Below are 19,506 nucleotides of genomic sequence, written 5' to 3'. Positions count from 1 at the left end.
ACTACAACAACACAACCTTGTCCGTCCGAGTAAGACGGAAACCAATGTTTAATTACATATCAGGATTATCTGTATGATAATACTGATACGTTAGAATCAAAAAAAATTATGATTCCAAAAGTTTATAGAGAGGTCATTGACCTAGGTGATGGTAGAGAAATTTCTATCGAAACCGGAAAATTAGCAAAACAGGCTCATGGCTCTGTTGTTGTGCAATCTGGCAAATGTATGTTATTATGTACGGTTGTCTCTAATTACAAACAAAGTGACGTAGATTTTTTACCATTAACGGTAGATTATAGAGAGAAATTTGCAGCGTCTGGTCGTTATCCTGGTGGTTTCTTCAAAAGAGAAGCAAGACCAAGTGATGGCGAAGTACTAACTATGAGATTAGTAGATCGTGTATTACGACCACTATTCCCAAAAGATTATCACGCAGAAACTCAAGTGATGATTCAGTTAATGTCACATGATGAAGATGTAATGCCAGATGCCATGGCAGGATTAGCGGCATCTGCAGCAATACAGTTATCTGATTTTCCTTTTGAATGTGCTATTTCAGAAGTTCGTATAGGAAGAATAAATGGTGAGTTTATCATTAATCCAACCAGAGCACAATTAGATGAATCTGATATAGATATGGTAATTGGTGCATCTGCAGAGTCTGTAATGATGGTAGAAGGAGAGATGGATGAAATCTCTGAAGAGGAAATGGTTGAAGCAATTAAATTTGCACATGAAGCGATCAAAGTACAATGTGCAGCTCAGCTTAAATTGGCAGAAGCCTTTGGTAAAAAAGAGACGAGAGAGTACGATCCAGAAAGAGAAGATGAAGATTTAGCAAAGAAAATCCACGATATGGCATACGATAAAGTATATGCCGTTGCAAAAGCAGGGTCGTCTAAAAAGGAACGTGGTTTGGCTTTTTCTGAAATAAAAGAAGAAATAGTAGCTACATTTTCTGAAGAAGAATTAGAAGATTTCGGAGATTTAGTATCTAAATATTATGCCAAAGCAGAAAAAGCTGCGGTTCGTGATTTAACCTTAAACGAAGGATTACGTTTAGATGGTCGTAAAACTGATGAGATTAGACCAATCTGGTGTGAGGTGGATTATTTACCTTCTACTCACGGTTCAGCAATTTTTACAAGAGGAGAAACACAGGCATTAGCAACTGTAACTTTGGGAACTTCTAGAGAAGCTAATCAAATTGATATGCCATCTTATGAAGGAGAAGAAACTTTTTACCTGCACTATAACTTCCCTCCTTTCTCTACTGGTGAAGCGAGGCCAATTAGAGGTACTTCTCGTAGAGAAATAGGACATGGTAATCTGGCACAACGTGCTTTGAAAGGAATGATCCCTGCTGATTGCCCATATACTGTGCGTGTAGTATCAGAAGTATTAGAATCTAATGGTTCTTCTTCTATGGCAACGGTTTGTTCAGGTACTATGGCATTAATGGATGCCGGTGTACAATTAACAAAACCAGTTTCTGGTATTGCTATGGGATTAATTTCTGATAGCGAAACAGGAAAATATGCTGTTTTATCTGATATCTTAGGTGATGAAGATCATTTGGGAGATATGGACTTTAAAGTTACAGGTACTGCCGATGGTATAACGGCTTGCCAAATGGACATTAAAGTAAAAGGTCTTTCTTATGAAATTTTGGTAAATGCATTAAAGCAAGCAGCCGATGGTCGTATCCATATTCTAGGAAAATTAACAGATACTATTGCAACACCAAACACCGATGTAAAAGCACATGCTCCAAAAATGGTAACCAGAACAATTCCTGGGGACTATATTGGTGCCTTAATTGGTCCTGGAGGTAAGGTAATTCAGGAATTACAAAAGGAAACAGGAACTACCATTGTTATTAACGAAGATCCTGTTACCGAAGAAGGAAATGTAGAGATTCTCGGCACGAGTCAGGAAGGGATTGATGCTGTATTAGCAAAAATCGATGCTATTACTTTTAAGCCTGTAGTGGGTAGTGTATATGAAGTGAAAGTAATTAAAATGCTAGATTTTGGTGCTGTTGTAGAATATATGGAAGCTCCTGGTAACGAAGTTTTACTTCACGTTTCAGAATTGGCATGGGAACGTACAGAAAATGTTAGCGATGTTGTAAACATGGGTGATATTTTTGATGTAAAATATTTTGGAATTGATTCTAGAACTCGTAAAGAAAAAGTATCTAGAAAAGCATTATTGCCAAGACCTCCAAGACCTGAAGGTGATAAATCAAAAGGTAATAATCGAAAGCCTCATAGAGATAAAAAAGAAAATTAATTTTTCTATACTATTTAAAAACGCCTTCAAAATTCTTGAAGGCGTTTTTTATTTCATTCAGGCACATATTAAACTCTTAGCACACCACCCTTCCATATACTTTTATTATTGACATTGGGATAAATTAGTTAATGTTACGCAACCATTTAAAGACTACTAGTCTATTAGACAAAGACTTTAAATAATTGTAATCATGACAACGTTTAAAACCCTACTGCTTAGTTCCTTACTAATTTTAATGGTTTCCTGCCATAATGAATCCTTTGACTTATTTCCGGATAATATCCAAAAAATAGAAACAGATTCAGAGTTATTTAACTCATTAAAAAATATTTCTGAAAATAAGAATGAAGATGATCAACCGATCTGTATCACTTTTGTTTATCCTTTTAATATATATCTTTTTAATGAAGATTCTGAAATTGTAGATAGTAGAATAGTCTATGATAATATTGATTTTGTAGGACTTTTGGAAGAGTCAGAAGGAAGCAATGCCGCAATAGGACTAAGTTATCCTATAACTACCATTCTAGAAGATGGCAGTTCGTTTAGCATACAGGACAATACCGAATTAAAAAAAACTATCGAAACTTGTATCGAATCAGAGATTATCATCTATTGCAATAGAATATTAGAGAAAAACTGCGTTTGGAAAATCACTTCATTAACCGATAATCAAAATTATAATGACACGTTATTAGATTTTTATGATGACGGAACCGGTATTTTTTACGATAAAGGTAATGCGTATAGAACCTCGTGGGTATCCTTTTTCCTTGAAGGCAAACTACATATTAATATCCATCTTGAAGGAGATTCTAAAACGGCCAAAGATTGGAATTTTGATTGGAAAGCCTTGATAATAGATGATGAAACTGTAGAGATATCTAATGAAACCGATACATACATCATCAAAAGACAATGCAATGTCGAAAACTCATGTGATTATGTAGAATTTAAAGAATGTGAATTGAAAAATTTTGAAGATACCGCCAATTTTATTTTTAATGACTACAAAGACTGCATTCTTTCTTTTCAGGAAAATATAGATACTTCTTTATTAACATTATCATTTTATCAAACCTATGAACATGCAGAACAAGAAATAAATATTTTAGATTCATCTACCTATCTAAACAGAACTAATCCCCAATTAGTTTTTGTTAACATCAAAAACACAGATACCAACGAATCTAAAATAATTAGAATAGTTTTATTTGCTGAAGCCTGCGATAATAATGATGAGAGTTAATTATTATTTTTAGCAATCTTTCCTTAATAAAAAGGAAAGATTGCTTCTAAGCTATAACATAAAAGTATTTTCTTGTGATTAATTATATTTTTTTCATCCCATTTACGCAACCATTTAAAACAATTCAGTCTAAAAGGGTAAACCAGTGATAATTTATGTGTTATTTTTAAGTATCGCATAATGAAAATTGAAGATGAAAATCGAATTCTTTTTTGTTTATGAAAAAACATTTCAGATTTCTAAACATAGTCTTTATTAAGCTTAAAACCAATTGGACACAAGAAAACTAATTAAAAAGTGCCAAAAAAATAATCGGAAAGCACAAAGTGAATTATTTCACCTTTACAGGGACACACTTTTTGCTTTGAGTCTAAAGTATTGCAAAAATTATAATGAGGCAGAAGATAATTTACAAGACTCTTTTATTACAATTTTTAAAAAGATAAATCAATATAATTTTAAGGGTTCTTTTGAAGGATGGATGAAAAGAATAACGATTAATAAAGCTATCGATAAATACAAAAAAACACCTTTTACTGATATAAACATAAACAAAGAGAATATCGCAGATACTAAAATTGATACTGAAACACTAAACCTTTCATTAGATGAATTACTAAAATACATACAAGAATTACCAGATAGATATAGATTGGTCTTTAATTTATATGAACTCGATGAATACTCTCATAAAGAAATAGCCAAAATGCTACATATTTCTGAAGGAACTTCAAAATCGAACCTACATAGAGCAAAAGTTATATTGAAAACCAAAATAACATCTAATAACAATTGTTTAAAAAAAATTGCAATAAGTAATGGCTGACCCAAAAGACATAGGAAAAGCTTTTAAAGAAAAACTTAAAGGTTTTGATCAATCACCTAGTAATTTATCCTGGGAAGATATAGAACCTAAACTGCCCAAAAAAGAAGATGATACGCTTTTTTACTGGACAAAAGTAGTAGGTGTGGTTATATTTCTCTTATTATTAATATTTTTTGCAGCCGATACATATAATGGTAATATCATCACAGAAAACCCAACCAATATTACAATAAAAACCCCAGTAACTCTAGAAAAATGTGACGAAATAGATTCAAAAAACAGCAAATTGCAATTACCCGGTAATGAAATTATTACAACAGTACCAGTATCGTCCAAATCAAAATCTGACATCGATGATATCTACAAAAGTACAACAGAAAATAATTGGTCTATATTAGAAAATAAAACTAATAATGGTATTGGTTTGTCATCAAATAAAAACGTTTCGAATTCTAGTTTTAGAATAACCAGCAAAATACCTCTTTCTACTCATAAAACAGGTAAGCAAGCACCCAAGATAAAAAACGGTACTAATAAAGATGATGAAGAAATAAAAAACATCCGAAACTCTGCTAATTCTAATACAAAAACTAATCTTACAAATAAAAGGACATCAATATCCTCAACTTCAATTACAAATCAAATAAAAAATAAATCGGATAAAATTTTAAACAATAGTCACAACAGAGCGTCTAAAAACGAAAATCTTAAAGAAAATAAAGACGATTCCCTAAAGACTTTAATAGCGTCCAAAAAGAACACATCTATCAATAATCGTAAAAACAAGGATACATTAGTATATATGACTCCAATAAAGAAAAAACCATTTCAGAAATTTAGTATCGGAGTACATGTCACTCCAACATATACAATAGCTCCTAATGGATCTTTGATAAGCGATCATCTCTCAAGAAACACAAATCGTGGTAGAATAAGTTTAAGTTATGGGGTTCTCTTTAAAACATATTACACAGAAAAAATAGCGCTAAGGGTTGGACTTAATCGATTAAAATTAAGCAACAGAATAAAAAATGTTCCTACTAATCAATTACCTATTATACTTAATGATTTGGGAATAATCTTACCTACTAACACTAGTATAGAAAATTCTGAAAAGATAGATCTAATACAAAAGACTATTTATAATGAGGTTTTATTTGGATTACAATATCAAATCTTAGAGAATCAAATTAGCACAGCACTAATAGGAGAATTAGGTTTTTTATTTCTTGATGAAAACAATATTAAAATACATACCATTTCTGATAATTTTAAATTAGGAAGCAATACTAATATTCTGAAAACAAATTTCAGCATTAATATTGGAGCAAATCTTCGATATAAGCTATCAAAAAAGATATTTTTTAATGTCGAGCCTTTATTAAAATATCAATTAAAAAATGCAAGTGAAAATTCTGAAAGTTACCGACCTTTATATTTTACAATTCAAACAGGGGTTTCTTATGAGTTTTAAGCCATGTTAGTACTGCTGCATTCTTTAAGAAATTTGTCTTTTTTTTGAGTCTTTAAAAAAAAAGACAAATTTCTTAAAAAATAACTAACTCGCCTTACAGCCTTTATTAATAGGAGCTAACAATAAAATCAGGAGAATATCTCTTATAAAAAAACAACCTTTTTGTAACATTTCTATAACATATTACGTATAATAGGTAAAAGGCCCTAAGTATTCACAAAATTAAATTTCAAGGAGAACTATAGATGAGACAACTTAAAATTACGAAGCAGGTAACAAATCGTGAGACTGCATCGCTAGATAAGTATTTGCAAGAGATAGGAAAAGTAGACCTTATTACTGCAGATGAAGAGGTGGAATTAGCTCAGCGTATAAAAGCTGGTGATGAGAGAGCTCTTGAAAAACTAACAAAGGCTAACCTTAGATTCGTAGTTTCGGTTGCAAAACAATATCAAAATCAAGGACTTACTCTTCCTGATTTAATTAATGAAGGTAATCTTGGATTAATTAAAGCTGCAAAACGTTTTGACGAAACTCGTGGATTTAAGTTTATATCCTATGCTGTATGGTGGATTCGTCAATCTATTCTACAGGCATTAGCAGAGCAATCTCGTATTGTTCGTTTACCATTAAATAAAATTGGTTCGATCAATAAGATCAATAAAACATATGCTTTCTTAGAGCAATCGCATGAGCGCCCACCAAGTGCCGAAGAAATTGCAAAAGAATTAGATATGACTATCAATGATGTTAAAGAATCGATGAAAAATTCTGGACGTCATGTAAGTATGGATGCTCCACTTGTTGAAGGAGAAGATTCTAATCTTTATGATGTATTAAATTCTGGAGAATCACCAAATCCTGATAGAACACTATTACATGAGTCTCTTCGTACAGAAATAGAGCGTGCTTTAGAAACACTTACTCCCAGAGAAGCAGATGTAATACGCTTATATTTTGGTCTTGGAGATCAACATCCAATGACTCTTGAAGAAATTGGAGAAACTTTTGATCTTACACGTGAACGTGTACGTCAAATCAAAGAAAAAGCAATTCGAAGATTAAAACATACATCTAGAAGTAAAATATTAAAGACTTATTTAGGATAAATTCCTAAATTGCGGTTACAAACAGTTTTATAACATAACTGTTCGTTTTTTGATTGATGAATGACCTCCGGCTGATTACCGGAGGTTTTTTCTTACGGTAATCCGTAAAAACTTTACGGGAACCCATAAAAAAACCATTTTTATACATAAATATTACAAATTCTCCCAACAGAACCCCCAATATTCTAGCAAAAGTATCTCGAAATTCGTATATTTAAGTAGCTACCCCCCTCTTAATATATTATTCATCATGAGATATATAATAAGTTATGTTAGCACCGTAAATCCAAACATATCAAATTCTGATATGACAGCGCTTATGGATTATGTTAGGCTTAATAATAACGCAATTGGTCTTATGGGGATATTGATATATTCTGAAGGAAATTTTTTTCAAATTCTAGAAGGTGAAGAGCAAACCGTTAAAATGATGTTCGAAAAAATACGAAAAGATTATCGACACCATAATATCATTAAGATGCTGGATAAAGAAATTATAAGTTCTTCTTTCTCAGAATCCCGCTCTTCGTTTACCGTGATATCTGATCATTACAATCAAAGTGAATTGCATCAATTCTTAAAAAAAGAAGAAGAACATAATCCAGAGCATTATAAAAGCATCTCATATCTAGCTCAAAAATTTATGAAATTCAATTAATAATAGATGATCATAAGCTTTCAAAATATAGCTTTCTCTAATTACCTAATCTATACTATTTATCGCCTCAAGTTTATTTAAAAAAGAGCATTCCTGTGTTTACACTATTAAACAAGGAAAGTTTATACTCGGTCAAATTAGATATCAAGTATACGAAGAGATACCCGTTTATTCTTTTTCTGAAACAGTAGCGAAAAAAGAATATTTTATTATAGTAAATTCAAAGGATAAATATATTAAATAGTACTTTTGCGGGAAACAAGATAGATTTATGGCTTCAAAACGTATAGCCCCTTCAGTATTAGCTGCAGATTTTGCTAATTTGCAACGTGATGTAGAAATGATTAATAATAGTGACGCAGACTGGTTTCATATCGATATTATGGACGGCGTTTTTGTTCCCAACATTTCTTTTGGGATGCCTGTTTTGCGTGATATCGTAAAACATGCGACCAAGACAATTGATGTACACCTTATGATTGTTGATCCAGATCGATATATTAAAACTTTTGCAGACCTGGGAAGTAATATTCTTACTGTACATTATGAAGCTTGTACACATCTTCATAGAACATTGCAAGCAATTAAAGCCGAAGGAATGAAAGCAGGTGTTGCTATAAATCCGCATACCAATGTAAGTTTACTAGAAGATGTTATTAATGATATAGATCTGGTATGCATAATGAGTGTAAACCCCGGATTTGGTGGTCAATCCTTTATCGAAAATACGTATAAAAAGGTAAAACAACTTCGCGAAATTATTGTAAGAAATAATGCAAGTACATTAATTGAGATTGATGGAGGAGTAACTAATAAAAATGCAAAACAACTTATAGATGCCGGAGCAGATGTATTAGTTGCCGGAAGTTTTGTTTTTAAAAGTACTAATCCTAATCAAACCATTAAAGAATTAAAAGAGATCATAAACACTTAGTCAATACAAAATGGAACAGAATCCTATTCCGTCTTTTGATACATGGACATCAATTTTCCTAATCGTAAGCTCACTAGGATTCTTCTTAAGTATTATTTTAAGTATTCGTAAAACAGGAAGGATCAATAACCTTCCTGTTATTTTACTTATTTTAGGTTTTTCTTTTATTCTACTTCAATACGTCTTTTTCTGGACTAATTATGGGTCTGTATATCCTTATTTTTATTTTTTTGACTCTAGCTGGTATCTTGCATTTGGGCCCCTTCTGTACATTTATATTACAAGATTTTACAGTAAAAATTTCAAAATACGATGGTATCACTTTGCCCCAGCAATTCTATCCTTTATTATTAATGGATACTATCTTATTGCATCAGAAGGTTTTCAAAACCTTAAAGAACATGAAGACGATTTTCTTTTTTATCTTTTTTGGTCGATTCGATCTCCCTGGTTGGTAGCTTTATCACTAATAATTTATATCATCATCATAAAAGATTTTATTACCTTTCATAAAAGTGATAAAAATTCTCAATATGAAGTAATCAGAAAAAAATGGTCTACTTTCCTTATCAATTTATTCTTAGTCTTTATTATTGCCTATATGAGTTATTATGTATTGGTTAAATTCTCTTTTTTCAACATTCATTGGGATTATGCAATTTCTTTCTCAATGTCTATAGCTATCTATGGCATTGGTTATATGGTATACAAAGAACCTTCTATCTTTAATGGAGAATTATTATCTAATCTATTTTTGAAAGAAGAAAATCATCAGGAATTAACTGAATCTACCAAAGATGAGTTTTACGATATGTTATTATCATATATTAAAACAAATAAACCATATTTAAATAATGATTTACGTCTAGTACAATTAGCAGATAATATTGGTTTTTCTAGTCACATACTTTCTAAGCTTATAAACGAAAAGTCTAAGAAGAATTTCAATCAATTTATAAATGAATATAGATTAGAAGAAGCTAAAAAATTACTTCTAGAAAATTCTGAAGCCAGTATTAAAACCATTTATTTTGATGTTGGGTTTAATAACAAAGCTACTTTTAATACGGCTTTCAAAAATAAGTTTAATTGTACTCCGTCTGAATATAAGAGAAAAAAATTAGAAGTTCAGAATAATTAAAACCACTTATAGTTCGAATATGATGTAACTAATAAAAAAGGTTAAAAATTATAATTCTAAACCTATTCCCTTCCTGTTTTAATGAACTTTAATCTTATAACTCTTAAAAATCTTGAGCTTATGAGAACTTTATTCTTATTCATTTTTTACAGTTTTACGATTACCTCTTTTGCGCAAAAGTTTACACTTATCAAAGACAGTATTAATCCTATAGTATCTGACTCGGCTATTCGAGGAACCTATTTTGGTACAGGATGGGCAGATATTGATAATGATAGTAATCTAGATCTATTTTATGCCGGGACCATTTACAAAAATCTTGGAAATGGAAATTTTAAAATTGCAGAAGGTAGTACAATAATCCCCACTGCCACATCACTTAACAGTTGTAGCTGGGCAGACTATGAAAATGATGGAGATCTGGATCTAATCTATTCACGGTTTACCGCACCGTCTACCTTACAAACCAGAATTTATGCTAACGACGGTAACGGCCAATTTACAGAAACGAATACAATTTTAAACACGATTAATTCTGCAACCTGGAGTGTACAATGGTGCGATTATAATAATGATAGCTATGTTGATTTTATTTTAACCTTTGCCGACTTATTTCTTGGAACAAATCGATTTCCTAATCGTTTATATCGAGGAAATAGTGATGGGACTTTTACCGAAGTAACAGAACCCTACGATTTTCTTACAGAAAAAGCAGCTTACACTGTATCTAATTGGACTGATTATGATGAAGATGGAGATACAGATCTATTTATTGCCAGTGGTCCTGCCGCTGGTCCTACAGGAATCAAACACGATTTTTTATTTAAAAATCTGCAAGTTGAAACCGGAAGCGAAGGATTTGTAAAATTAACGAATACCGATCTCTCATTTGCAGAAGATCCACAAGATGGACAATGCTATAATGCAATAGATTATGATAATGATGGTGATCTCGATATTTGCCTTACCAATTATTCTGGAGTCGAAAACAAATTTTATATTAATAATTCTGGTACATATCAAAGTACCAATACCCCATTTACCACTGGTAACAATCAAAACTTAGCCAATGCCTGGGGAGATTTTGATAATGATGGTGATTTAGATGTTATCATTACAGCTTCTAGTGCAATGGGTAGTGGGTATTTTGTTAATAATGGAGATGGTACTTTTACCGAAAAAAATACTAATCTTATTAATACAGCTACCTCTGGGAATTCTACCGGAGCAACTATTGGAGATTACGATAATGATGGTGATTTAGATTTCTTTGTTGTTGGTCAAGGTGTAAAAGGGCTTTTCAGAAATGACTTAGCAGTAAAAAATCATTTTGTAAATATTAAACTCATTGGTAATCCTTCAAATAAAGCCGCACTAGGTGCTCGATTAGAGTTAACGACCAAAATCAAAGGAAAATTAGTTACTCTAAAAAGAGAGGTCTCTGCTTCAAATACATTTATGGGTCATAATAGCTTACGAGTTCACTTTGGATTGGGTAAAGCACCAAAAATCGATAAATTAACCATCTATTGGCCATCAGGAAATGTTGATACATATACAAAACTAAGAGTAAATAAATTTTACACCATAGAAGAAGGTAAAAAAAAACCAATTGATCCACCTATAAAAAAGATAAACGACAATAATCCTAAAGTAATCGTATATCCAAACCCTTCTAAAAACATAGTGAAAGTCAAAATTGATACTATAGAAACAAATACTCCAATTATAGTAAAAGTACTTGATGCCTCAGGGTTAAAAATTTCGGAAACTAATTTTAATACCAACCAGGAAATTATACTAAACACTGCTTCTTTATTGCCAGGAAATTATTTTTTGAACATTATACTAGGGAAAAAAACAGTTACGAAAAAGTTAGTTATTAAATAGTAGTTAAACACTACTTACAAAAGGTGGGGCACATAACAGAACCCCATCTTTTTTGCATTAGAGATTACAAAAATCACTAGTTTTACAAGAGTAAAATAAGATATCCCTCTAAAATTAAAGTTAGAACTTTATCAATATGATTTTTTAATGAAGCATGTAGATTTGATAATTGTTGGCGGCGGACCTATTGGTATAGCCTGTGGCCTCGAAGCAAAGAAAAAAGGACTGGATTATTGTATTATTGAAAAAGGAGTTATCACTAATTCCTTATACAACTACCCGCTTAATATGCAGTTTTTCTCGTCCTCGGAAAAACTTGAAATTGATAATATCCCATTTATTAGCAATGAAGCCAAACCAAAACGCAATGAAGCTCTTGAATACTACCGTAGGATTGTAACTTCTAACCAACTACATATTAATCTATTTGAGAAAGTTAATGCAGTACATAAAAAACAAGGTGTTTTTCATATCAAAACCGATAAAGAACAATATACTTCTACTTATGTAATTATTGCTACCGGATTTTATGACCTTCCTAATACTATGGATGTTCCGGGAGAAAATTTAGATAAAGTTTCTCATTATTATAAAGATCCTCATTTTTTTGCTAAACAAAAACTAGCTGTTATTGGTGCGAGTAACTCTGCAGTAGACGCAGCCTTAGAGTGTTATAGAAAAGGAGCAGAGGTGACAATGCTGGTTCGTGGACCAGAAATTGGAAAACGTGTAAAATATTGGGTAAGACCCGATATCATAAATCGTATTGAAGAAGGGAGTATCAAAGCCTTTTACAATGTTACTATAAAAGAAATATTACCCAAAAAGATCGATTTCCAGACTCCACAGGGGGAATTTAGCATTCCAAATGACTGGGTATTGGCACTAACGGGTTATAAACCAAATTTCGAGTTTCTACAAAAAATAGGAATCCAACTCTCTAACGATACCAAGTTATATCCTCAATATAACGAACAAACCATGGAAACTAATATCAAAAACCTCTATTTAGCTGGTGTAATATGTGGTGGTATGGACACTCATGTCTGGTTTATCGAAAACTCAAGAATCCATGCCAAAACAATATTAAAATCTATTACCGAAGGAAAATAGCAACAAAAAAACCAATTGCCAATATTGATTAATTAATCCTCAAAATATCTAAAATTAAACATCTGTACTACATAATAGTATATCTCGGGGAATTGCTTTTTTAACTCCTTGGGCGATTCCATAAAAACCTCAACCAAAACTGCAATAAATTCGAATTTATCGGTATATGCATAATCTCTCAATATCTTAGATTCTACTATCTTTTTCCTTATTTCTTCGGCACCCAGATACTTTTCTAACAATAAAAAAGTGTCATAAAAAATTTCACAACTAATATTATTGTTTTTTATAGAGTTATAATGAATAGCATGTGTTATTTCATGAACCCCCAAACTTTTTCCTTTGTCCAGATGTAAATTTCCTTTCTGAAAATCTTTCCAGGACAAAGCTAACGCCTTAGATATAGGATTAAACTCTCCTATGTTTTCTGTTTTGTTTAAAATCGAATAGAATGATGTTGGATATAAAACTATGGTGTTTAAATATTCTAACAGATAATGGCGCATTCCAAAAGTAAGCTGTGTAACCATAATAGTTACTTGCATACGCATAAAATCATCGACAACCAACCCTTCTCTACCTACAAAACGGGTATTTTCTAAAAATCTAACGGTTCTATGTGCAAAATATCGTTTTCTTTTTTTATCCAGAGAAGCATAAAAATCATTCGCATCCAGGAATGCTTGTAAATGAAGTGGTAATTTTTTTAGAGTAAAATAAAGGTGAATAAAATAGGGCTTTTTATTATACTTTACATAAATTGATTCTAAATATCGTAAAACATAATATATACATATCGAAACAATCCCAACAGTAACAAACACCCCAAGTATGTTTTGGAGTAACGTGTTAGAAGGTTCTTCTTCAACCAATAATAAAGATACTATATAAAGATTCAAAAAAGGACAATGTAGGTTAAGGTTACTAAAAATAACGTTTTAGAAGCAAAAATGGTATTAAAATAACAATTTAACATAATCAACCTTATTTTACGCACTACCAGTTTCTTATATTTTTATGGCAAATACGGTTAAACATCAATAAACTTACTCTTATTAAAAATTTAACTATTCTGCATAAACTTGGGAATGAAATTTGATACTCTTTGACAGTTGGTCCCCAATTTTTAAAACCGACAGCCCTAATATGACTAAAATTACAGCCAAGAATGTTTTCATTTAAGAGGAATCCCCCAGACTCACTAACGAATTTAGATCAGCTTTATAAAAACGTTATTTCAAAACTCCCCGTTGCTAATCGAATTAAATATTGCGAATCTCTAATGTATCGTACAACAGAAGATATATCAAACTCTAATTGCAGATTTACAAAAAGAAAATTAAAAAAACTCCTAAAAGCTACCGAAAGAGAACTTCAAGAACTTAATACCAATTAAGCTCTGTTTTTAAGAAACTAGACATTATATCAAAATTACATATAGGTAGAATGAGGTTATGAAATTTTCTCATATCCTTTAAGATTGGTGACTCCACAATAATATTCACTACCTTATCCTAATTACTAATTACAGTTAACACTATAGGTAGCGGTATCATCAATTTCCCATTTCGAATTTTCTTCAGCAAAAGCTACATTATCTACTTGAATACAAGTTAGATTATTGTTTCCTCTTGCTAAAACAGATTCCAAATTACTATTATTATTATTTTGAATATTCAATCTACTTAACCCACTAGAAATACAAACTAAGGACATAAGTTTAGAATTGTTGCTAAGATCTAAATCCGTCAATGGATTATCACTACAACGCAGGAATTGAAGGTCAGGTTGATTACTAACATCAAGATCAGTCAAATCATTATACCCACACCATAAATTCACAAGATTTTTATTATTACTAATATCAAGTTGAGTCAACTTATTAATTTCGAGTGCTAACGTTGTAAGTTTAGAGTGAATACTAACATCTAATTCAGTTAAGTCATTATTTCCGCAATATAGTGTTAATAGATCAGGATTTTTACTAATATCAAGATTAGTAAGTTGATTCTCTTCACAGTAAAATGACGTCAGCTTCGAGTTATTAGTAATATCTATACTGGTTAATTGGTTTTTGTCACAAGATAAAGTTATAAGATTTACATTTTTACTAATATCAAGAGTAGTCAATCGATTAGAATTTACATTTAAAGTATTAAGTTCAAAATTATTGCTAACATCTAAGTCTGTTATTTGATTTTCGTCACAATATATCATCTCAAGCTTATTGTTATTACTAACATCCAAATTAGTTAATTGGTTCGAAGTACATGACAAATGGAAAATATTTGAGTTCTTACTAATATCCAAACTGGTAATTGAATTATAAGAACATAAAAGTGTTGAGAGATTAAGGTTATTATTAATATCTATAGAGGTTAACTTATTATTATTTACATTCAATATAGCAAGATTTTCATTAAGGCTAATATCTATACTCGATATTTGATTAAAAGAACAATTTAAAATTCTAAGTCTTGGGTTTTTACTTAAGTCCAAACGAGTTAATTGATTAGAAGTACACATTAATATATTTAGATTAATAAAATACTTTAAATCTTGTAATGAAGTTATTCCTTTATTAGAAACATCTAAAAACTGTACTTGTTTTGCTTCACTCAACTGTATCTCTCCATCATTATTAATATCAGCATCGACATCAAGAGTAAAATCTTCATTTACATCTATTACTTTATCATTTACTAGTGCCCTTTTAAAATTAGTATCTGCAAAAACTATGACTTCTTCTTTTTCTTCTGGACTTCGTTCTGAATCATCATCTTTATTACAACTCAATACAAATGCAGAGATTATTAGGGTATATAGAATATTTTTTCTCATCGAAATTTTAATATTTTTAACTTGTTAAAAAGATCACAAATATCAATAAATTAATTTAAATTCCGGTAATTTCTATAACATCAAAATAGGCACACAAACTAAAACTATATCACATAATTTCCCTGTATCCTTTAAGATTGTTAATTCCCCAGTTTTCTAGTTCTTCCTCGCTCCATAATTCTGGAAAAAATATACGTCTTTGATATCTTGGATGCATATACTTATGCCAATCACTACCCCCGGTTGCTTCTACATTTTCTTTTCCATGATCCAAATATTTTGCTGCGGCATCATAATGGTGCATCACCCAATTAATGTTTACCGTATGATCATAATGGCGCATAGCATTAATCAACTCTGTATTGTGCTGGTATTCTTCAGGAAGCTCTTTAAATTTAGTCCATAAATTAACCGTATTGTATTCTTTCATCCATTCGATCAATTCTTTTTTATACTTCGTTTCAAAATTGATCATCAATTTACTCTTCTTACCCGTTTTATGATCTGTGCCTGCTGCCTGCCAGTACATATTATCAAAAGCATATGCATAAGGAGTGTTTCTGTCTATGGTTTTCCTGAATCTAAAATCGATTAGATTAATGAGTTCTGTAGAAGCGATCTCTATTTTACGATATTGCGCAGATTGAAACCCGCTCGCAGGTGTTAGCGTATCTCTAAACTTCATATATTGATCAATTTCCATCCCCTCACCCATAATATCAAATGAGTTTGAAAGCATATCAAAATATCGACTTACACGCATAAGATGCATTTCGAATTTTTTAGGTTCTATATTTTCGGTATGAGAAATTTGACTCATTTCCCAAAGGATCATTTTAAACAATAATTCATTAATTTGATGGTACATGATAAACACCATCTCATCGGGTAATTGTGTTCGTTGGGTTTGTAATCCTAATAAGGCATCTACCTGTATAAAATCCCAATACTTCATAGGTTCTGTGTGCAATAAGCCAGATAGATGTACATCGGGGTCCTGCCCCATTGCTTTATACTTTTTGTCTATAGCTTTTAATAGTTCTTCTCTATTCATAATGTTGATTTGTTTAATATGGATTTAAATACGGCCTCGATATAATTCTGTTTTTATGATGTTTAACAAAATCATTCGAGATAGGATAATTATGCCAAATGAGTATTGTTATGAAAAACTCAAATAGCAGGTAATACATTAGTAATCAAATTAAAATTATTATGAAAAAGGAGATTTTATATTAATGTAATTTGCAACATTAAGTAATAGGTAGATAGACTGATTATATATAGAATTTTTAGCCTTACTCATTGTATCGTATTTTTATGAATCCTGCCCTTAAAAAAACAGGTTTCAGGAAACTATACTCGTCGTATTGATAACAATAATTATTTTCTAGGAAACAATCAAAGGTAATAAAGTGATCAATAACTCTCTACAAAGTTAGTAATAAATATTAATGACATTTTTCATAAAGTAGTATTTCTTTACGATATAGACAAAACTCCAAACGCATAATTTCCACCGTTTTATCACTCACTAAAACTGGGGTATTAACACTAAAAAAACACAGTATAAACACCTTTCATTAAGGGACTTATACACCTTGAACCCTATCACCTTCTATTTTATTTTTATAATCTTCATTAATCCATATTAACTAAAAAAAGTATATTATGATTATTTCAATGCAGGGGGATTGGAATGTTAAGGTAAAAGCAAAATCTGCTTCTTATCCTCAAAGATTTATCGTCATCGGGGCGGATACCGGAAACGGAACTCACTCGGGAACTGTGGGAACTACAGTTAATGTAACAGGTGATCAATGGGCAATTGCCATACAAAACGATCCGGGAGAAGGATATCAACAGTCTGATACCAAAATTAAATTTCCAAAAACCACAGGAGGCAATCACTCTTTCGAAATTCTATCTAATGATGCCGGAGGTGATTCTGATTTTAACGACCTGGTGCTCGAATGTTCTACACCAGTAAACATTAATGATTTTCTTATTTATGGTCATGTTTCTATGTATAGCGGAAGATGTCTATTCAATCCATGTTGGAGAGGACCTTTTGTAATTGACACCTATGTTGGTTTACTAGAAGCCCTTAAGAATTCTAAAATCAAAAGGTATATAGAAAAATTATATCCAGAGAGAATTCCAGAGGATATAGGTCCAATTCCACCAGATCCTGCTCCTTTTAAACCTATCGTAATTGATTTAGAAGGACAGGCTACCAAGCCAAAAACCGAATTACTATACCGAAGGTTAGAGAATCCTGATTTGGTAAGCAAGAAGAAAGAAAAAGCTTCAGAATTTGCTGCTGCAAACTATAAGCTTATCAGTTCTAGGAAACGAGAAGTTTCTCTGGCTGATGCTTCAAGAGTAAGAGATCTACGATTAGTAAAGGCTATTGAAGGGTTATATTTTAGATGTAATACAGAACCCGCAAATAATATCACATTAACTTTTGAGGAATACGACCGTACAGCAGCAGAGCTAGCTGGAGATGCATATACAGGAGAGGGGAACAGAAGATTGTTAGGAGATACAATTACCGACATGAATGGAAACTATATTTTTAGGTTCTCATTCGATATGAGTTTTCCAGGGATCGAGGATTCTAGTGATCAAGCTCCGGGCGAAAACATTAATGTAGTTGCGTATCCAGATGTAATTGTAAAAGTTACCAGCCTTGCTCCTAATACTGTTTTATATGAAAGTGCTCCTTATTATAACATTCCAAACAAAAAACGGATAAACCTTTGTTTACCTAAATCGCAAATACAACCTTCGTCTGCATGTTTTAACGGAAACTTGATTGGCAGTTTAGGGAATGTTTTTATAGGGGGAAATCAAAATACAACCGCTTCTTTTTTTCCTTCTCAACTACATCGTAATGGTTTTAACAATGACTTAGAGCCAAGTGGAAAAATTTCGGTAAATAGTAGCCTGGCAGGTTTCAAAGTAGATTGTGCAGCCTGGGGAGGCACTATAGATATGACTGGTTGTATGTATGATGTGAGCAAAACAGCTGCGCAAAATAAAATAAAATGGTATACCATTCGTATAAAACGTTCGGGAACTATTCCTTGGGTATTTGTTAGTCAAAATTACAAGCACCCTCGCTATTCTAAACGTAATTTACCGAATTATAACGGAGATGATGTCGGACCATTTTATAGTCAATTGCTAAAAGTTGATGGTGGTCCCGCTGTGAGCGTACCAGCTTACAGGAATATTCAGAGAGAAATGAATGTCGATCATATTGACTGGATACCAGATAAAATTGGTCGATACATGCAGCTTAGGACTAGCATATATGACAAGGTACAAGGCGAAACTAAACCAGGAACATTCTATGTACGTGTAGATGGTTATGACGGTAATGGTAATCCAGTAGCCAATGCTACAGATATGATTGCTTTATATATACATAACAAACCATTAAACTTTGATTTTTCTGCTCTAACCTTTGCAGATACTTCAATTGTAAATGCAGGTTGCGGATTGTATCGTTTAGAAGACTACGAACTTAATACCGAAATCAATTTTAATTTTAGAGCGAATGATCCATATGGATTTGTTGATTCTTATGCGCTAACAATGAGCAGATGTCCTGGTCCTATGATAGGGTTACGAGTTAATACCCCTAACCCTCCTCTATCTGATACGGTTTCTGGAGATACTATATTGTCTTCGGGAAATGCATCGGGGAACCAACCACATGCCTGTCCCGGATATAGCGGAACTCTTCAGGAGTTTTCGGATGCCGGGTTAATCAATGTGGGGATACAACCAGCATTAACAGAAGGAGGATGGATAAAAGCTAATGAATATTTTACTCGTCTTTCTTTTCATCTTACTGCTCGTAAACGAATTACTAACGGGTATAACAGCGGGCTTAGTAGCTTATATCAAGCTCACAGAAGTATTCTGATGGAACGTATAAACCTGCCAACTCCATAAT

The 19,506-nt window shown here is 31.9% G+C and carries 15 protein-coding genes; 12 read left to right on the top strand and 3 right to left on the bottom strand.

The genetic code is table 11. The annotated features are described in order from the left end of the window. Positions 1-108 precede the first annotated feature (108 nt). From ATO12_RS08575 to ATO12_RS08530, 10 genes are all read left to right on the top strand, one after another. Positions 109-2,298, top strand: a complete 2,190-nt coding sequence (locus ATO12_RS08575; protein ID WP_034241242.1) for a polyribonucleotide nucleotidyltransferase — start codon at positions 109-111, stop codon at positions 2,296-2,298. Between the two features lie 193 nt (positions 2,299-2,491). After that, complete coding sequence (locus tag ATO12_RS08570; RefSeq protein ID WP_034241240.1) at positions 2,492-3,550, top strand: hypothetical protein; 1,059 nt, start codon at positions 2,492-2,494, stop codon at positions 3,548-3,550. Between the two features lie 271 nt (positions 3,551-3,821). After that, positions 3,822-4,376 (top strand): RNA polymerase sigma factor, encoded by a 555-nt coding sequence (locus ATO12_RS08565; protein WP_034241238.1) that lies wholly within the window; start codon positions 3,822-3,824, stop codon positions 4,374-4,376. Then, on the top strand, positions 4,369-5,850 hold the full coding sequence (locus ATO12_RS08560) for a hypothetical protein (protein WP_034241236.1): 1,482 nt from the start codon (positions 4,369-4,371) through the stop codon (positions 5,848-5,850). The genes ATO12_RS08565 and ATO12_RS08560 overlap by 8 nt, the downstream gene beginning before the upstream one ends. Before the next feature lie 245 nt (positions 5,851-6,095). Continuing rightward, complete coding sequence (locus ATO12_RS08555; RefSeq protein ID WP_024772554.1) at positions 6,096-6,959, top strand: sigma-70 family RNA polymerase sigma factor; 864 nt, start codon at positions 6,096-6,098, stop codon at positions 6,957-6,959. A gap of 250 nt (positions 6,960-7,209) precedes the next feature. Further along, entirely contained in the window at positions 7,210-7,617 is a 408-nt protein-coding gene (locus tag ATO12_RS08550; RefSeq protein ID WP_051575694.1) for a BLUF domain-containing protein, read from the top strand. A 271-nt stretch (positions 7,618-7,888) separates the two neighbouring features. Then, positions 7,889-8,551, top strand: coding sequence for a ribulose-phosphate 3-epimerase (gene rpe / locus ATO12_RS08545; protein WP_034241233.1), 663 nt, complete (start codon positions 7,889-7,891; stop codon positions 8,549-8,551). 10 nt (positions 8,552-8,561) lie between these two features. Beyond that, complete coding sequence (locus tag ATO12_RS08540; protein WP_034241232.1) at positions 8,562-9,692, top strand: AraC family transcriptional regulator; 1,131 nt, start codon at positions 8,562-8,564, stop codon at positions 9,690-9,692. 120 nt (positions 9,693-9,812) lie between these two features. Next, on the top strand, positions 9,813-11,582 hold the full coding sequence (locus tag ATO12_RS08535; protein WP_034241230.1) for an FG-GAP-like repeat-containing protein: 1,770 nt from the start codon (positions 9,813-9,815) through the stop codon (positions 11,580-11,582). A gap of 147 nt (positions 11,583-11,729) precedes the next feature. Continuing rightward, positions 11,730-12,695, top strand: a complete 966-nt coding sequence (locus ATO12_RS08530; RefSeq protein ID WP_034241228.1) for a YpdA family putative bacillithiol disulfide reductase — start codon at positions 11,730-11,732, stop codon at positions 12,693-12,695. 32 nt (positions 12,696-12,727) lie between these two features. Here ATO12_RS08530 and ATO12_RS08525 read toward each other — a convergent pair whose 3' ends face one another. After that, the gene (locus ATO12_RS08525) at positions 12,728-13,594 is read right to left on the bottom strand and encodes a zinc-dependent peptidase (protein ID WP_165583353.1); all 867 of its coding nucleotides are present in this window, start codon (positions 13,592-13,594) and stop codon (positions 12,728-12,730) included. Positions 13,595-13,863: 269 nt separating this feature from the next. On the opposite strand from ATO12_RS08525, the gene ATO12_RS25795 reads away from it, so the two are divergent. Continuing rightward, positions 13,864-14,091 carry a hypothetical protein gene (locus ATO12_RS25795; RefSeq protein ID WP_131248796.1) on the top strand — a complete coding sequence of 76 codons (228 nt, stop codon included), beginning with the start codon at positions 13,864-13,866 and terminating at the stop codon, positions 14,089-14,091. A 125-nt stretch (positions 14,092-14,216) separates the two neighbouring features. Here the strand turns inward: ATO12_RS25795 and ATO12_RS08520 are convergent, their stop codons facing one another. Continuing rightward, on the bottom strand, positions 14,217-15,536 hold the full coding sequence (locus ATO12_RS08520; protein ID WP_051575693.1) for a hypothetical protein: 1,320 nt from the start codon (positions 15,534-15,536) through the stop codon (positions 14,217-14,219). A 109-nt stretch (positions 15,537-15,645) separates the two neighbouring features. After that, entirely contained in the window at positions 15,646-16,590 is a 945-nt protein-coding gene (locus ATO12_RS08515; protein ID WP_034241225.1) for a tryptophan 2,3-dioxygenase family protein, read from the bottom strand. Positions 16,591-17,207: 617 nt separating this feature from the next. Here ATO12_RS08515 and ATO12_RS08510 point away from each other — a divergent pair. Next, entirely contained in the window at positions 17,208-19,505 is a 2,298-nt protein-coding gene (locus tag ATO12_RS08510) for a hypothetical protein (protein WP_034241223.1), read from the top strand. The last annotated feature ends 1 nt before the right edge of the window (position 19,506 follow it).

The organism is Aquimarina atlantica, assembly GCF_000626715.1.
Lineage (GTDB): Bacteria > Bacteroidota > Bacteroidia > Flavobacteriales > Flavobacteriaceae > Aquimarina > Aquimarina atlantica.
Note: the sequence above shows the minus strand (reverse complement) of the source record. Positions and strands in the feature narration are given on the sequence as shown.

What these genes read in the sequence shown, in the direction of transcription:
- ATO12_RS08575 (WP_034241242.1), top strand. Translation starts at nt 109, where the DNA reads ATGATTCCAAAAGTTTATAGAGAGGTCATTGACCTAGGTGATGGTAGA.
- ATO12_RS08570 (WP_034241240.1), top strand. Translation starts at nt 2,492, where the DNA reads ATGACAACGTTTAAAACCCTACTGCTTAGTTCCTTACTAATTTTAATG.
- ATO12_RS08560 (WP_034241236.1), top strand. Translation starts at nt 4,369, where the DNA reads ATGGCTGACCCAAAAGACATAGGAAAAGCTTTTAAAGAAAAACTTAAA.
- ATO12_RS08555 (WP_024772554.1), top strand. Translation starts at nt 6,096, where the DNA reads ATGAGACAACTTAAAATTACGAAGCAGGTAACAAATCGTGAGACTGCA.
- ATO12_RS08550 (WP_051575694.1), top strand. Translation starts at nt 7,210, where the DNA reads ATGAGATATATAATAAGTTATGTTAGCACCGTAAATCCAAACATATCA.
- rpe (WP_034241233.1), top strand. Translation starts at nt 7,889, where the DNA reads ATGGCTTCAAAACGTATAGCCCCTTCAGTATTAGCTGCAGATTTTGCT.
- ATO12_RS08540 (WP_034241232.1), top strand. Translation starts at nt 8,562, where the DNA reads ATGGAACAGAATCCTATTCCGTCTTTTGATACATGGACATCAATTTTC.
- ATO12_RS08535 (WP_034241230.1), top strand. Translation starts at nt 9,813, where the DNA reads ATGAGAACTTTATTCTTATTCATTTTTTACAGTTTTACGATTACCTCT.
- ATO12_RS08530 (WP_034241228.1), top strand. Translation starts at nt 11,730, where the DNA reads ATGAAGCATGTAGATTTGATAATTGTTGGCGGCGGACCTATTGGTATA.
- ATO12_RS25795 (WP_131248796.1), top strand. Translation starts at nt 13,864, where the DNA reads ATGTTTTCATTTAAGAGGAATCCCCCAGACTCACTAACGAATTTAGAT.
- ATO12_RS08520 (WP_051575693.1), bottom strand. Translation starts at nt 15,536, where the DNA reads ATGAGAAAAAATATTCTATATACCCTAATAATCTCTGCATTTGTATTG.
- ATO12_RS08515 (WP_034241225.1), bottom strand. Translation starts at nt 16,590, where the DNA reads ATGAATAGAGAAGAACTATTAAAAGCTATAGACAAAAAGTATAAAGCA.
- ATO12_RS08510 (WP_034241223.1), top strand. Translation starts at nt 17,208, where the DNA reads ATGATTATTTCAATGCAGGGGGATTGGAATGTTAAGGTAAAAGCAAAA.